We start from the raw sequence: 15,100 nt of genomic DNA on the forward strand, positions 1-15,100 counted from the left end.
CGCCGACCGACGCGCCCTACTCGGCGGCGCAGACCGTGACGTTCTCGATCTCGAGCAGCACGGCGCCGGTGCAGGAGATGTCGCCGTTGTTGGCGCGGTCGTTCCACATGAGCAGCGGCGCCCCCTCGATGTTCTCGGGCGGGGCGTCGTAGAGCGCGAGGTGGGATCCGGCGAGCACGACGATGCTGATCGTGGGGCTCCAGGCGGTGGCGATCTGCGGGGCGTCGAGCTCTGTGACGGCGCTCGCGATCTCGCGCTGCTGCGCCAGCTCGTTCGGCGCCCGCAGCGCGGTGGTCGCGGCGAGCCCCGTCTGCGCGGCGACGGCGATGGCGAGCACCGCGGCGGCTCCGACGCCGAGCGCCCGGAGGGCGGGGCGTCGAGGCGGATCGGCGGATGCGGCGCCGCCCGCGCCAGGCCCTCCCGCGGGGCGCGTGACCGCGTCGCCCGGTCCGGGACGGTGCTCGGCCGCTGCGCGACGCGGGCTCGCGCCCTCCGCGCCGCGTTCGCCCGCCGGGGTGCGCATCGGATCCGCCGCTCCCGCAGGAGCCCGCGCCGCGAGGGAGCGGATCGCGAGCACGGCGAACGCGGCGAGCACGGGTGCGAACGCGAGCACGCCGGGGGCGGGGTGGCGCGGCCAGAGGGGGGTGTGCGCGGCGGTGGACCACCAGCCGACGTACGCCGCGAGCCCGACGAGCGCGCCGGCGAGCAGGGGCATCCGCTCGTCCCGCCACAGGGCGCGGCGCTCGGGCGGCGCGAGACGCCAGACGGCGAGGGTCCCGACGGCGATCGCGATGAGCACGAGCGCGAGCGTCGCGACGCCGGGCAGGCGCCACGCGTCGACGAGGGTCGCGAGCTTCTCGACGACGGTGGTGCGGGCGTCCACCTGCCCGCCGTCGAGGAGGAACTCCTTCGTGCTGCGCAGGTGTCCCAGGTATCCGCTGCGGCCGAGCGAGAGGAAGATGCCGATCTCGACGATCAGCGTGGGGACCCCCGTGCAGACGACGGGCAGGATCAGCGAGCGCAGCCGGCGCAGCCACGGCACGCCGTGCTGAGCGAGGAGGAGGGCGACGACGAGCGCGGGGGCGGCGAGGAACGCGATGTACTTCGCCTGGATCGCGCATCCGAGCAGCAGCCCGGCGAGCCAGGGCCGACGGCGCACGGCGATGAGCGCCCACGCGATGAGCGCCGCGGCGGGGATCTCGCCGAGCACGTCTGCGGGGCCCTGGATGGGCGACACGGTGCCCGTCGCGTCGAAGGCGAGCGGCACGGAGACGGCGACGAGCGCGGCCCAGCGTCCGCCGATGCGGCGTCCGAGGATCCAGAGCGCGGCGAGCAGCGCGGCGAAGAAGATGAGGGGGACGAGGCGGGAGCCGATGACGAGGTCGGCTGGCAGTTCGATACGTACGTCGGCCGCGGCTGCACCTGGGTCGATCCCGCAGAGGACGAGCAGTGCACGGCGTATCGCGAAGAGCTGGACGAGAGGTTCTCCAGCGGCGAGTACGACGTCATCATCACGACCGCGTTCCGCGGCCACGACACGACGAGCGAAAGCGCTCACGACTCGCGGAGGCTCAGGCTTACGCGTGGAGCCGCGCCATCGACGCGGGAACCGAGGTCATCGCGGCGGCCGACAACCCGCTCGTGCCCGAGTCGATGGAGGACTGCGTCATCGAGCATCCCGGAGACGCGCTGGACGGCAGCGCTTGCGTGCTCGATCCGGAGCGAGCGACGACGCCCGTCGACTCGCAGTTCGAGGCGGCCGAGATCGAGAGCCGCGCGCACGTCGTCTCCCGCACCGACTTCTACTGCGATGACGACGGGTGCCCGATGGTCATCGGGAACGCGATCGTGTATCGCGATGCGCACCACATGTCCGCCCCGTTCCTGCGCACCCTCTGGTCGTACTTCTACGAGCGTGCGACCGAGGCCGTCCCCGCCCTCGCGGAGGGGCGGGGGTGAGTGTCGCCGAGCGCGCGTCCGGGTCTCGTCGCCATTCGCGGCGCGGGCGCGGTGCACGATGCCGTCGCTCCGCAGAGCGAGGTCTTCTCGCGCTCCGGGCGCGGCCGACTTCCCGGGGGTCTGACCTCGTCCTTCACGGGGCGGGAGAAGCGCGGGGGAGCTCCCTCGCCTGAAGCCCGAGGTCCGACGGGATCCGCGAGACGAGGCTGAAGGCGCGGAGGGGCTCCGCGGCGAGCTCAGCCCCGGAGTGCGAGCCCCGGCAGCAGCGCGTCGAGCTTGGCGGCCGTGTCCTCCCAGCCGTCGACGGCCACGCAGGCGACGCCCATCGCCAGCACGGGGTAGTCGTTGCCGTCCGGGTCGAGGCGGTCGCCGTAGAACAGCATGTCGTCGAGGGCGATGCCCGTCTGCTCTGACAGCTGCGTCATGCCGTAGGCCTTGTCGATGCCCTTGCGGGTGATGTCCACCGACGTGGATCCGCCCGAGCGCACCTCCAGGTCGGGCAGGCGCCCCTGCACGGCGTCGCGCAGGCGCGACTTCTTCTCGCTCGTCGGATCCCACGCCTTCTTCGCGTCGACGGGCGCCGCCTGCCCGAGCGCCGAGAACGTGATCTGCGAGCCCCGATCCTCGAGGATCGGCCCCCACGTCTCCGTCTCCCAGAGGCCGAGGCGCTTCGCCTCCTCTTCGACGGCCGCGAGGGCGCGAGACCGCTCGTCGTCCGTCAGATCCCGGGCGTAGAGCGCCGAGAAGCCGGATCCGTCGTGGCGGTAGTACTGCGTGCCGCAGGTGGGCAGCAGGTGGAAGTGCGCGAGGGCGTCCGGCGCCTCCGGCAGCGCGTCGACGAGCTGCGACCGGAACTGCGCGATCTGGCCGCCCGAGATGATCGCCACCTCCACGCGTCGCGCGAGGTCGACGAGCAGCTGCGCGACGCGCGGCTCGGCGCGGGACTTCGAGGGGGCGAGGGTGTCGTCCAGGTCGAAGGCGACGAGGAGCGGCGCAGAAGCGGTCATGGCGTCCATTCTGACCGACAGCGCCGTCGTTTCATGTGAGGACCCTGGTCGCGTCCGATCCCCTCATCGGGTAATCTTGATCGCTGGTGCGCACACCTGTGCGCGCCGCGAACGTGAGCCCTCCACCGTCGTGTTGCCCGGCCGAGCCGGATCCAACCCTCCCGGAGTGGGATTCACGAACACCTCCGTTCGACGAGAAAGCAGCACTATCGTGACTCGCACCTACACCCCGAAGGCCGGCGACGCTCAGCCTCAGTGGCTCGTGATCGACGCCACCGACGTCGTCCTCGGCCGTCTCGCCTCGCACGCCGCCGCCCTCCTGCGCGGCAAGCACAAGGCGACCTTCGCCCCCCACGTCGACATGGGCGACTTCGTCGTCATCGTCAACGCCGACAAGGTCGCGCTGAGCGGCAACAAGCGCGAGCAGAAGCGCGCCTACCGCCACTCGGGCTTCCCGGGCGGCCTCAAGTCGGTCTCCTACGACGAGCTCCTCGACAAGAACTCGCCCCGCGCCGTCGAGAAGGCCGTCCGCGGCATGCTCCCGAAGAACACGCTGGGCCGCCAGCAGCTCAAGAAGCTGAAGGTGTACGCCGGTGCCGAGCACCCGCACGCCGCGCAGCAGCCCCAGACGTACACCATCGACCAGGTCGCCCAGTAAGCGCCGCGGCTCATAAGGATCAACTGTGACTGACGAGATTCAGACCTACACCACCGAGTCGGCGGAGCAGGGCGACACGATCGTCGCCGAGCGCCCCGTCGTCAGCGTCCCCGGTGCGGCCGTCGGCCGCCGCAAGCGCGCCATCGCGCGTGCGCGCCTCAACCCGGGCTCGGGCGCGTTCACGGTCAACGGCCGTGCGCTCGAGGAGTACTTCCCGAACAAGCTGCACCAGCAGCTCATCACCGACCCCTTCACGCTGCTCGGCCTCACGGGCGCGTACGACGTGACCGCCCGCATCACGGGCGGCGGCCCCTCGGGCCAGGCTGGCGCCCTGCGCCTCGCCATCGCGCGCGCGCTCAACGAGATCGACCGTGAGAACAACCGTCCCGCTCTCAAGAAGGCCGGCTTCCTCACGCGCGACGCTCGCGTCATCGAGCGCAAGAAGGCGGGTCTCAAGAAGGCCCGTAAGGCGTCGCAGTTCTCGAAGCGCTGATCCGGCGTATGCCTCTCTTCGGCACGGACGGCGTGCGAGGGCTCGCCAATGGCGCCCTCACCGCAGACCTTGCCCTCTCCCTGGCCCAGGCGACTGCCGTCGTCCTGGGCCAGGGGCGTTCCGCCGAGGCGCGCCGAGCCCAGGGCCGGCGCGCCAAGGCGGTCATCGCCCGGGATCCCCGCATCTCCGGGCAGTTCCTCGGGGCGGCGGTCTCGGCGGGTCTCGCATCGAGCGGCGTCGACGTCTACGACGCCGGCGTCATCCCGACCCCCGCGCTCGCGTTCCTCGTGAACGACTTCGACGCCGACTTCGGCATCATGATCTCGGCGTCGCACAACCCCGCGCCCGACAACGGCATCAAGATCTTCGCGCGCGGCGGGGTCAAGCTGCCCGACATCGTCGAGCGGCGCATCGAGGAGCACCTCGAGCAGCCCAAGCTGCAGCCCACCGGGGCCGACGTCGGCCGCATCGCGCGGTTCGCCGACGCCGAGGACCGCTACCTGCTGCACCTGCTCGGCACGCTCCCCGCGCGCCTCGACGGCCTGCACGTCATCATCGACTGCGCCAACGGCGCCGCCGCCGGTGTCTCGCCGCAGCTCTTCGCTGACGCCGGCGCGACCGTCACGGTCATCGGCGCCGAGCCCGACGGCCTCAACATCAACGAGGGCGTCGGATCCACGCACCTCGATCACCTCGCGCGCGCCGTCGTCGAGCACGGGGCCGACGTCGGCATCGCGCACGACGGCGACGCCGACCGCTGCCTCGCGGTCGACGCGAACGGCCGCATCATCGACGGCGACCAGATCATGGCGATCCTCGCGACGGCGATGAAGGATCGCGGGCTGCTCGCCGACGACACCCTCGTCGCGACCGTCATGAGCAACCTCGGCCTGCTCCTCGCGATGGAGGAGCACGGCATCTCCGTCGTGCAGACGGCGGTCGGCGACCGCTACGTGCTCGAGGAGATGAACCGCAGCGGGTTCTCCCTCGGCGGCGAGCAGTCGGGCCACGTCATCATGAGCGACCACGCCACCACCGGCGACGGCCTGCTCACCGGCCTGCAGATCGTCGGCGAGATGGCCCGCACGGGCAAGACCCTCGCCGAGCTCGCCGACGTCATGACCGTCTACCCGCAGATCATGATCAACGTGCCCGGCGTCGACAAGGCGCGCGTCGACGACGAGGGCGTGCAGGCCGCCGTGGCGGCCGCGGAGAGCGCCCTCGGCGACACCGGCCGCGTGCTCCTGCGCCCCAGCGGCACGGAGCCGCTCGTGCGCGTCATGGTCGAGGCGGCCGACGACGACACCGCCCGCGCTCACGCGGAGCGCCTCGCGGACGTCGTGAAGGAGCGCCTGGCGCTCTGACGAGAGAACGCGGCAGAGAGGGGATCCGGCGCACCGGATCCCCTCTCTGCATCCGCGGGCGGCCTCCGCTCCGCGCGGCGGGCGATGCTCGAACCGACGACCTGTTCATGACGAGTGAATCGGTGCGCCCGCACGCAGGCGACCCGACGGATCCCCCTTTTCCTCCGCGCAGCGCCCGCGTCTGCGTGCGCGGCGCTCGCGAGCACCGCGTGACGCGTCGGATCCGGCCTGCGTCTGCGGGCAGACCACTCGCGAGCGGAGGACGACGCGGCGCAGTCCGCCCTCGTCTCAGCGCACCGCCCTCGTCCCGGCGACGCGCGCCGGCCGGGCTACCAGCCCATGTCCTCGATGTAGCGCAGCAGCACGCCCTCGCGCAGCGCCCACGGGCTCACCTCGAGCTCGTCGACGTCGAGCGCCCGCATCGCCTCGTGCAGCACGACCGCTCCCGCCGTGATCTGGAAGGTTCGCTCGGGCGTCACGCCGGGCAGCTCCTGCCGCGCCGACGCGGGAACGCGCGCCAGCACGGGGATCCACGACGCGAGCTCGTCGCGCGGCAGCACCCACCGGTCGCGGCCCACCCAGCCGGGCCTCTTGTCGCCCGCGAGGCGCGCGAGCGACCGGATCGTCTTCGAGGAGCCCAGCACGTGATCGGGGCCCGGCAGGTGGCGGAAGCGCGTCGCGAACGGCTCCAGCACCGCGGCCGCATGCTCGGCGAGGCGCTCTACGCCCGCGTCGCCAGGGGGATCCTCCTGCAGGAATCGGATGGTCATGCGCCCCGCGCCGAGCGGAACCGACTCCGCCACCTCCGGAAGCTCCTCGCTGCCCGCGGCGATCTCGAGCGACCCGCCTCCGATGTCGAACAGCAGAATCTGCCCCGCCGACCAGCCGAACCAGCGCCGCACCGCGAGGAACGTGAACCGGGCCTCCTCCGACCCGCCCAGCACCTGCAGCTGCTGTCCCAGCCGCTCCTCGATGAGGGCGATCACGCGGGCGCCGTTCGTCGCGTCGCGGATCGCGCTGGTCGCCGTCGCGAGCAGCTCGTCGACCCTCTCCTGCTCGGCCTTCTCCCGTGCGCGGCTCACGGCCTCCAGGATCGCCTCGACGCCCTCGTCCGAGATGGACCCGTCCGGCAGCAGGAACCGCATCAGCCGCAGGGTCGTCTTCTCGCTGGTCCGCGCCAGCGGGCGACCGCCCGGCTGCGCGTTCGCGACGAGAAGGTGCACGGTGTTCGAACCGATGTCGAGGACGCCCAGACGCATGGGGAAACAATAGCGGCCGCGCGTCGCCCGCCCGAAGAGGCGCAGGCTCCCGGGGCACGGTGCGCCCTTGCGATGCACGACGACGCCATTTTTCGAGCTGGAGCCGCGGTATGGCGACTCTGCGGGATCGTGGGTGGGGGATTGGAGTCGTCGTGTATCCGGTGAGGTGGGGCGGGGCGCGATGCGGGCTCCCGGGGCGCGGCCGGACGCTGCCCAGGACCCCGGGGTGCGGCCTCGATGCACGACGACGCCATTTCTCGGCCCGGAGCCGCGGTATGGCGACTCTGCGGGATCGTGGGTGGGGGATTGGAGTCGTCGTGCATCCGATGGGGTGGGGCGGGGCGCGATGCGGGCTCCCGGGGCGCGGCCGGCGGCTCGGTATGATGACGCGGATGACCTCCGACAGCAGCTCCCTGCAGCTCTCCCTGTACCGCGAGATCCCGCGGGCCGACTGGGCGCGTCTGGCCAAGGGCATGGAACAGCCGCTCACCGAGCAGGAGGTCGTGCAGATCCGCGGCCTCGGCGACCGCCTCTCGGTCGACGAGGTGCGCGACGTGTTCCTCCCCATCAGCCGGCTCCTCAGCGGGTGGGCGAGGGGCGTGCGGCAGATCGGCGGCGAGATCGGCCAGTTCCTCGGCGAGCAGCAGCCGCGCATCCCCTTCGTGGTCGGCGTCGCCGGATCCGTCGCGGTCGGCAAGTCGACCGTCGCGCGGCTCATGCGCGAGCTCATGAGCCGCTGGAGCGACACCCCGCGCGTCGAGCTCGTCACGACCGACGGGTTCCTGCTGCCCAACGCCGAGCTCGAGCGCCGCGGCCTCATGGATCGGAAGGGCTTCCCCGAGTCGTACGACCGGCGCGCGCTCGTCGACTTCGTCACGCGCGTCAAGTCGGGGGAGGAGGAGGTGCGGGCGCCCTTCTACTCGCACATGAAGTACGACATCATGCCCGACGCCTCGGTCGTCGTGCGCCGACCCGACGTGCTCATCGTCGAGGGCCTCAACGTGCTGCAGCCCCCGCCCGCCCCCAACGATGTCGCCGTCAGCGACCTGTTCGACTTCTCGATCTACGTCGACGCCGACACCGCGCACATCGAGCAGTGGTTCATCGACCGCTTCCTCAAGCTGCGCGAGGCCGCCTTCTCCAACCCCGCGTCGTACTTCAACGTCTTCCAGCACCTCGACGACGACGAGGCGATCGACACCGCCCGCGGGATCTGGCGCGACATCAATCTGCCCAACCTCACCTCGAACGTCGAGCCCACCAAGCACCGCGCCACGCTCGTGCTGCGCAAGGGCGCCGACCACACCGTCGACAGCGTCCTCCTGCGCAAGCTGTGAATCTCGCGGCACGCGCACAGCGTCCGCGCATCTAGGCTTTTCCTCATGTGCGGCATCGTCGGATACGTCGGACCACGAAACAGCCAGGAGATCCTCGTCTCGGGTCTCGCCCGTTTGGAGTACCGCGGATACGACTCGGCGGGCATCGCCGTCGTCGACGGATCCGGGCACCTCGGCATGCGCAAGCGCGCGGGCAAGCTCCAGAGGCTCCGCGACTCGCTCGCCGACGACCCCCTGCCCGACGGCACGACGGGCATCGGCCACACCCGCTGGGCCACCCACGGCAGCCCCACCGACGCCAACGCCCACCCGCACCTCGCGGACGACGACCGTCTCGCCGTGATCCACAACGGCATCATCGAGAACTTCGCCGACCTGCGCGCCGAGCTCGAGCAGCAGGGATACGTCTTCCGCAGCGAGACCGACACCGAGACGGCCGCCGTGCTGCTCGGGCGCGAGTACCGCGCGTCGGGCGGCGACCTCGAGGCCGCCTTCCGCGCGGTCGTGCGCCGCCTCGAGGGCGCGTTCACGCTGCTCGCGATGCACGAGGACCACCCGGGTCTCGTCGTCGGCGCCCGCCGCAACTCGCCCCTCGTGATCGGCATCGGCGACGGCGAGAACTTCCTCGGATCCGACGTCGCGGCGTTCGTGGAGCACACCCGCCGCGCGCTCGCCATCGGACAGGACCAGATCGTCGCGATCACCCCCGAGGGCGTCGCCGTCACCGACTTCGACGGGGCAGGCGTCGAGCCGCAGGCCTTCGAGGTGTCGTGGGACCCCGCTGCCGCCGACAAGGGAGGCTGGCCGAGCTTCATGGCGAAGGAGGTCTCGGAGGAGCCGGAGGCCGTCGCCAACACCGTGCGCGGACGCGTGCGCGACGGCGGCATCGTCATCCCCGAGCTCGACGGCCTCGACGACCTGTTCACGGGCATCGACCGCGTCATCGTGCTCGCCTGCGGCACGGCCTACTACTCGGGCCTCGTCGGCAAGTACGCGATCGAGAAGTGGGCGGGGATCCCCGTCGACGTCGAGCTCGCGCACGAGTTCCGCTACCGCGACCCCATCGTCGGAGCGCGCACCCTCGTCGTCTCGATCAGCCAGTCGGGCGAGACGATGGACACACTCATGGCCGTCAAGGAGGCCGCGCGCCTCGGCGCCCGCACCCTCTCGATCTGCAACACGCAGGGTGCGACGATCCCGCGCGAGTCCGACGCGATCATCTACACGCACGCCGGCCCCGAGGTGGCCGTCGCCTCGACGAAGGCGTTCGTCGCGCAGATCACCGCGCTGTACCTCTTCGCGCTGCACGTCGGGCGCGTCCGCGGCGCGCTCGGCGCCGAGGCGGAGGCCGAGGCGATCGTCGAGCTGGAGGAGCTGCCCGGCCGCATCCAGTGGATCCTCGACAACGAGCAGGAGCACATCGAGCAGCTCGCGCACTGGATGGCCGACACCCGGTCGGTGCTGTTCCTCGGCCGTCACGTGGGCTTCCCGATCGCGCTCGAGGGCGCGCTCAAGCTCAAGGAGATCTCGTACATCCACGCCGAGGGGTTCGCGGCCGGCGAGCTCAAGCACGGCCCCATCGCGCTCATCGAGCCGGGCCAGCCCGTGTTCGTCGTCGTGCCCTCTCCGCGCGGATCCGCGACGCTGCACGCCAAGGTCATCTCCGCGATCGAGGAGATCCACGCCCGCGGCGCCCGCGTCATCGCGATCGCCGAGCAGGGCGACACCGCCGTGCTGCCGAAGTCGGACGAGGTGCTGCGGATCCCGCTCGCCGCGCCGCTGTTCGAGCCGATCCTCGCTGTCGTGCCCCTGCACGTCTTCGCGATGGGCCTCGCCGAGGCGAAGGGCCTCGACGTCGATCAGCCGCGGAACCTCGCCAAGTCGGTCACGGTCGAGTAGCGCGCCGCAGATCCCGGCGGGTCCGTCAATGGGGAGTTCTCCCCATCGACGGGCCCGTCAGAGGCACCTACGCTGAATCTGTTCAGTCAGGTTGGACTGCAGGGACATCGCGTCGCGAGCGGAGGGATCCGCTTCGCGAGGCGAGGACCTCAGCCCGCGCCGGCCGGCGATGCGCTCCCCGCATCCGACGCCTGACGCGCGGCGGGTCGGCATGAGTGACGTGGACGTGGGGTCGGACCGAATGGGGGTGTTCGGCTCCACGTCCATGTCCGTCGCCATCGGCGCGGCGTCATAGACTGCGGATCATGGCGGGACGACGGGCGGACGAGACGTGATCCTCGGCATCGGCGTGGACATGGTCGACATCGAGCGCTTCGAGGGGCAGATCACGCGTTCTCCCGCCCTCATGCGCCGGCTGTTCACCGACCACGAGCGCGAGCTGCCCCTGCGCTCCCTCGCCGCGCGGTACGCCGCGAAGGAGGCGCTCATCAAGGCTCTCGGCGGATCCGACGGCGTGCGCTGGCAGGAGATCGAGGTGCCGCGCCTCGGGGAGCGCACCGCTCCCGCTTACGTGCTCTCGGGCGACACGGCGGGCACCCTCGCCGCCCGGGGCGTCGCGCGCACCCACCTCTCCCTGTCCCACGACGGAGGGCTCGCCCTCGCGTACGCCGTTCTCGAGGGGGCGCCCGCCGGCGACGAGCGCGACCGTGCGGAGGCCGCGGAGTGAGCGCCCCGATCCCGCAGGGCGTCCTGCGCGAGGCCGTCATCGACGCCGGGGCCATCGAGCACAACGTGCGCACCCTGCGCGCGACCGCAGGCACCCGCGAGTTCATCGCGGTCGTGAAGGCCGACGGCTACGGCCACGGCGCGCTCGCCGCCGCGAAGGCGGCCGTGCGCGGAGGCGCGACGCGCATCGGGGTCAGCGACGTCGACGAGGCGCTCGCCCTGCGCGACGCCGGCATCGACGCCCCGCTGCTCGCGTGGCTGCACGCGCCGGACATCGACTTCTCCCGCGCCGTCGCCGCCGACGTGCAGCTCGGCATCTCGAGCCTCGACCAGCTGGCCCGTGCGGCCCGGGCGGGGTCCGCGGAGCACCGCCCCGTCGTGCACCTCAAGGTCGAGACGGGGCTCGGGCGCAACGGCGCCGCGCCCGAGGCGTGGCCCGCCCTGTTCGCCGAGGCGTCGCGCCTCGAGCAGGCGGGGCAGCTGCGCGTCGACGGCGTCTTCAGCCACCTGTCCGGCACGAGCCGCGACCACGACCTCGCCCAGGCCGGCGTGTTCACGGACGCCGTGGCCCGCGCGGAGGCCGCGGGGCTGCGTCCCGGCCTGCGCCACCTCGCGGCGACCGCCGCCGCGATCGACCTGCCCGAGGCGCGCTTCGACGCCGTGCGCGTCGGCCTCGGCATCTACGGCCTCTCGCCGTTCGAGGGCCGCTCGTCGGCCGCTCTCGGCCTGCGCCCGGCCATGACGCTGCGCACCCGCATCGCCGCCGTGCGCCGCGTGGGGGCCGGCCACGGCGCCTCCTACGGATACACCTACCGCGCCGCCGCCGACACGACCTTCGCGCTCGTGCCGCTGGGCTACGCCGACGGGATCCCGCGCCAGGCCTCCGGGCGCGGATCCGTGCGCATCGGCGGACGACGGTTCCCCGTCGCCGGACGCATCGCGATGGACCAGTTCGTCGTCGATGTCGGCGAGCTCCCCGTGCGCGTCGGAGACCAGGCGGTGCTGTTCGGCGACCCGCTCACGGGCGCGCCCGCTGTGGAGGACTGGGCCGACGCCGCCGGCACGATCAACTACGAGATCGTCACGCGGGTCGGGTCCCGCGTCCCCCGCACCGTCGTGCGCTGAGACCTCGCGGGCGTCGGCTGGGTCGGGCGGACGAAGCTGGCGTCGCGCCCCCGCGGAGGACGGCCGGATCGGCGGATGATGCGGGTCCGGCGAATGGACCGGCGGTGTCCGGTCCGCTGCTCCGGGGATATCCGGCGGGCCGGGGTCGCGTGCGCTCCGCGGACCGACTCGCCAGGCGCGGCGGGGGAGAATGGATCCATGGTTCCCGAAGACGCGCTGGGGGCGCACGAGATCGCCACAGCCGACGAGATGGAGCGCCTGGGCGGGCGCATCGGCGCGCACCTCGCGGCGGGCGACGTCCTCGTGCTCACGGGCCCGCTCGGCGCAGGCAAGACCACCTTCGTGCGCGGCGTCGCCGACGGCCTCGGCGTGCGCGGCCCCGTGCAGAGCCCCACCTTCGTGATCGCGCGCACGCATCCGTCGCTCACGGGCGGCGCCCCCCTCGTGCACGCCGACGCCTACCGCCTGGGCGACGCCGCCGAGCTGGAGGATCTCGACATCGACCTCGACGGATCCGTCGTCGTCGTCGAGTGGGGGCGCGGCATGATCGAGCAGATCGCCGACGCCTGGTGGGACGTCGAGATCACCCGCCCCGTCGGCGCCGCGCACGTCGCCGCGGAGGACCTCGACCTCGATGCGCCGCGAACCGTTGTCGTAACGAGACGAGACCCCAGCGGTCTCCGAACCGCGTCCAACTAGCCTGGACGCGATGATCCTCGCCCTCGACACCTCCCTCGGCTCCGCGGTCGCCGTCGTCGACCCCGCCACAGGCGCCGTCCTCGCGCGCACCGAGCGCGAGGGAGCGCGCGGCCACGCGGAGATCATCGGCGAGCTCATCCGCGACGCGCTCGCGGCCGCCAGCCTCCGCCCCGCCGACGTCGCGGCCGTCGCCGCGGGCATCGGCCCCGGCCCCTTCACCGGGCTGCGCATCGGCATCGCCGCCGCGCGCGCCTTCGCGATCGGACGGGGCGTCCCGGTCGTCCCCGTCGTCAGCCACGACGCCGCCGCGCTCGACGCGATCGAGGCCGGCGACCCCGCCCCGCGGATCGTCACCGACGCCAGACGGCGCGAGCACGCCGTCTCGACCTACGACGGACTCGACGCCGACGGGATCCCCGTGCGCGTCTCGGGCCCCGCGCTCGTCCCCGTCTCCGATTCGGGAGACGCCCCCCTCACGACCCGCATCTCGGGCGGATCCGTGGGGCGCCTCGCCGCGCGGATCCTCGCCGCCGGCCGCGCAGAGCCCCTCGGGGAGCCCCTGTACCTGCGGGCGCCCGACGCGAAGATCCCCGGCGCCGTGAAGCGGGTGAGCACGTGATCCGCACCGCGACGGAAGACGACCTCGACGCCATCATGGCGCTCGAGCGGGCGAGCTTCCCCGCCGACGCGTGGAGCGACGACCTGATGCGGGCCGAGCTCGCCTCGCCGCACGGACGCTACGTCGTGCTCGACGACGGGGAGCGGATCGCCGGATACGCGGGCCTGCGCCACCTGCCTGGCGGGCGCGACGCCGACGTCCAGACCATCGCGGTCGCCTCGGAGGCTCGCGGCCGCGGACACGGGCGGGCGCTCCTCGACGAGCTCCTCGACGAGGCGACCAGGCGCCGCGCTCGCGAGGTGTTCCTCGAGGTGCGGGCGGACAATCCCGTCGCCCAGGCGCTCTACGCCTCCGAGGGGTTCGCCGAGATCGGCCGCCGCCCCCGCTACTACCAGCCGGACGACGTCGACGCCGTCGTCATGCGCCTCGACCTCGCCCGCCGCGCCCCGCGCGCCGACCGCCCCGCAGGAGCGCACGCATGACCCGCGCCGAACCCCTCGTCCTCGGCATCGAGACGAGCTGCGACGAGACCGGCATCGGCATCGTGCGCGGCACGACGCTGCTCAGCAACACGATCGCGAGCAGCATGGACGAGCACGCCCGCTACGGCGGCGTCGTGCCCGAGGTCGCGGCCCGCGCCCACCTCGAGGCGCTCGCGCCCGCCATCGAGGCGGCCGTCGCCGAGGCGGGGGTGCGGCTGGAGGAGCTCGACGCCGTCGCCGTCACGTCCGGCCCCGGGCTCGCGGGCGCCCTCATGGTCGGCGTCGGCGCCGCGAAGGCCCTCGCCGTCTCCCTCGAGAAGCCGCTCTACGCCGTCAACCACCTCGTGGGCCACATCGCCGCCGACATCCTCACCCCCGACGCCGACCCCCTCGAGTACCCGACCATCGCGCTGCTCGTCTCCGGTGGTCACACATCGCTGCTCCACGTGCGAGACCTCACCAGCGACGTCGAGCTGCTCGGCGAGACCATCGACGACGCCGCGGGGGAGGCCTTCGACAAGGTCGCCCGCATCCTCGGGCTGCCCTACCCCGGCGGCCCCCACATCGACCGCGTCGCCGCCGACGGAGACCCCGCCGCGATCCGCTTCCCCCGCGGGCTCTCGCGGGCGAGCGACCTCGAGCGGCACCGCTGGGACTTCTCGTTCTCGGGGCTGAAGACCTCGGTCGCCCGCTGGATCGAGCAGCGCGAGGCCGCGGGCGAGGTGATCCCCCTCGCCGACGTCGCCGCGAGCTTCCGCGAGGCGGTCGTCGACGTGCTCGTCGCGAAGGCCCTCGACGCCTGCGCCGAGAAGGGCGTGCCGCGCCTGCTCCTCGGCGGCGGCGTCATCGCCAACCGCCGGCTGCGGGAGGTCGCGCTCGAGCGCGCCGCCGAGAGGGGCGTGACCGTGCGCATCCCGCCCCTCAGCCTCTGCACCGACAACGGCGCGATGATCGCGGCGCTCGCCGCGCAGCTCATCGCGAGCGGCCGCCCGCCGTCGACGCTCGCCTTCGGCGCCGACTCGACGCTGCCCGTCACCGAGATCCAGGTCGCGGAGGAGCAGGCGGGGCCATGACCGGGATCCGCGCGCGGCGAGGCGAGGGGCTCGAGGAGAGCCCCGCGACGCCGCGCGCCTCCCGTGAGACGTTCGACCCGGCCCCGACGACGGGATCCGTGTCGGTCGTCGCGTCCGAGACCTTCGGATGGATCGACCCCGCCGTCGCCGACAGGCCCCTCACCCGGCGGGAGCTGCGCGAGCACCACACGCGCCTCGCGATCACCGCGATGACGTTCGCGATCATCGGGCTCGCCGTGTCGTGGTTCGGCCCGTGGGGCGCGGCGCCGGCGCTCGTCGGCCTCGTCCTGGGCGTCGTCGCGGCCTTCCGGCCCACCGAGAGCCGCGTGTGGACGGCGGCGAGCATCGCGACGGGGGCCGTCGCCATCGCCTTCAGCGCGTCCTGGCTCCTGTGGATCCT

The 15,100-nt window shown here is 72.9% G+C and carries 16 protein-coding genes; 13 read left to right on the top strand and 3 right to left on the bottom strand.

The window, feature by feature from the left end; translation table 11 throughout:
- Nucleotides 1-16: 16 nt before the first annotated feature.
- On the bottom strand, nucleotides 17-1,558 hold the full coding sequence (locus NHL53_RS08345; RefSeq protein ID WP_433776413.1) for a glycosyltransferase family 39 protein: 1,542 nt from the start codon (nucleotides 1,556-1,558) through the stop codon (nucleotides 17-19).
- Here NHL53_RS08345 and NHL53_RS08350 point away from each other — a divergent pair.
- The gene (locus NHL53_RS08350) at nucleotides 1,450-1,959 is read left to right on the top strand and encodes an SGNH hydrolase domain-containing protein (protein WP_433776396.1); all 510 of its coding nucleotides are present in this window, start codon (nucleotides 1,450-1,452) and stop codon (nucleotides 1,957-1,959) included. The two genes, NHL53_RS08345 and NHL53_RS08350, sit on opposite strands and share 109 nt — an antisense overlap.
- A gap of 236 nt (nucleotides 1,960-2,195) precedes the next feature.
- Here NHL53_RS08350 and NHL53_RS08355 read toward each other — a convergent pair whose 3' ends face one another.
- Nucleotides 2,196-2,966: an HAD-IIB family hydrolase gene (locus tag NHL53_RS08355; protein WP_433776397.1), complete on the bottom strand. Its 771-nt coding sequence runs from the start codon at nucleotides 2,964-2,966 to the stop codon at nucleotides 2,196-2,198.
- A 211-nt stretch (nucleotides 2,967-3,177) separates the two neighbouring features.
- Here NHL53_RS08355 and rplM point away from each other — a divergent pair, with 211 nt between their 5' ends.
- The 3 genes from rplM to glmM are packed head-to-tail and all read left to right on the top strand — an operon-like array spanning nucleotide 3,178 to nucleotide 5,481.
- Entirely contained in the window at nucleotides 3,178-3,624 is a 447-nt protein-coding gene (gene rplM / locus NHL53_RS08360) for a 50S ribosomal protein L13 (protein WP_433776398.1), read from the top strand.
- Nucleotides 3,625-3,649: 25 nt separating this feature from the next.
- Nucleotides 3,650-4,117 carry a 30S ribosomal protein S9 gene (rpsI, locus tag NHL53_RS08365; RefSeq protein WP_433776399.1) on the top strand — a complete coding sequence of 156 codons (468 nt, stop codon included), beginning with the start codon at nucleotides 3,650-3,652 and terminating at the stop codon, nucleotides 4,115-4,117.
- A gap of 8 nt (nucleotides 4,118-4,125) precedes the next feature.
- Nucleotides 4,126-5,481, top strand: coding sequence for a phosphoglucosamine mutase (gene glmM / locus NHL53_RS08370; RefSeq protein ID WP_433776400.1), 1,356 nt, complete (start codon nucleotides 4,126-4,128; stop codon nucleotides 5,479-5,481).
- A gap of 329 nt (nucleotides 5,482-5,810) precedes the next feature.
- Here the strand turns inward: glmM and NHL53_RS08375 are convergent, their stop codons facing one another.
- Nucleotides 5,811-6,740: a Ppx/GppA phosphatase family protein gene (locus NHL53_RS08375; protein ID WP_433776401.1), complete on the bottom strand. Its 930-nt coding sequence runs from the start codon at nucleotides 6,738-6,740 to the stop codon at nucleotides 5,811-5,813.
- A gap of 392 nt (nucleotides 6,741-7,132) precedes the next feature.
- On the opposite strand from NHL53_RS08375, the gene coaA reads away from it, so the two are divergent.
- From coaA to NHL53_RS08420, 9 genes are all read left to right on the top strand, one after another.
- Nucleotides 7,133-8,077 carry a type I pantothenate kinase gene (gene coaA, locus NHL53_RS08380; protein WP_433776402.1) on the top strand — a complete coding sequence of 315 codons (945 nt, stop codon included), beginning with the start codon at nucleotides 7,133-7,135 and terminating at the stop codon, nucleotides 8,075-8,077.
- Between the two features lie 45 nt (nucleotides 8,078-8,122).
- Nucleotides 8,123-9,976: a glutamine--fructose-6-phosphate transaminase (isomerizing) gene (glmS, locus tag NHL53_RS08385; RefSeq protein WP_433776403.1), complete on the top strand. Its 1,854-nt coding sequence runs from the start codon at nucleotides 8,123-8,125 to the stop codon at nucleotides 9,974-9,976.
- 331 nt (nucleotides 9,977-10,307) lie between these two features.
- Nucleotides 10,308-10,703: a holo-ACP synthase gene (locus NHL53_RS08390; protein ID WP_433776404.1), complete on the top strand. Its 396-nt coding sequence runs from the start codon at nucleotides 10,308-10,310 to the stop codon at nucleotides 10,701-10,703.
- On the top strand, nucleotides 10,700-11,827 hold the full coding sequence (gene alr / locus NHL53_RS08395; RefSeq protein ID WP_433776405.1) for an alanine racemase: 1,128 nt from the start codon (nucleotides 10,700-10,702) through the stop codon (nucleotides 11,825-11,827). The genes NHL53_RS08390 and alr overlap by 4 nt, the downstream gene beginning before the upstream one ends.
- A gap of 198 nt (nucleotides 11,828-12,025) precedes the next feature.
- Nucleotides 12,026-12,526 (top strand): tRNA (adenosine(37)-N6)-threonylcarbamoyltransferase complex ATPase subunit type 1 TsaE, encoded by a 501-nt coding sequence (gene tsaE / locus NHL53_RS08400; protein ID WP_433776406.1) that lies wholly within the window; start codon nucleotides 12,026-12,028, stop codon nucleotides 12,524-12,526.
- A gap of 10 nt (nucleotides 12,527-12,536) precedes the next feature.
- A complete protein-coding gene (gene tsaB / locus NHL53_RS08405; protein ID WP_433776407.1) occupies nucleotides 12,537-13,145 on the top strand; it encodes a tRNA (adenosine(37)-N6)-threonylcarbamoyltransferase complex dimerization subunit type 1 TsaB in 609 nt (202 codons plus the stop codon).
- Nucleotides 13,142-13,627, top strand: a complete 486-nt coding sequence (gene rimI, locus NHL53_RS08410) for a ribosomal protein S18-alanine N-acetyltransferase (RefSeq protein WP_433776408.1) — start codon at nucleotides 13,142-13,144, stop codon at nucleotides 13,625-13,627. The genes tsaB and rimI overlap by 4 nt, the downstream gene beginning before the upstream one ends.
- Nucleotides 13,624-14,700 carry a tRNA (adenosine(37)-N6)-threonylcarbamoyltransferase complex transferase subunit TsaD gene (tsaD, locus tag NHL53_RS08415; RefSeq protein ID WP_433776409.1) on the top strand — a complete coding sequence of 359 codons (1,077 nt, stop codon included), beginning with the start codon at nucleotides 13,624-13,626 and terminating at the stop codon, nucleotides 14,698-14,700. Before rimI ends, tsaD begins: the two co-directional genes overlap by 4 nt.
- Nucleotides 14,697-15,100, top strand: a 404-nt coding sequence (locus NHL53_RS08420) for a hypothetical protein (RefSeq protein WP_433776410.1), incomplete at its 3' end; no start/stop codon positions are given. The genes tsaD and NHL53_RS08420, both read left to right, overlap by 4 nt.

Source organism: Microbacterium sp. gxy059, from assembly GCF_050958665.1.
Lineage (GTDB): Bacteria > Actinomycetota > Actinomycetes > Actinomycetales > Microbacteriaceae > Microbacterium.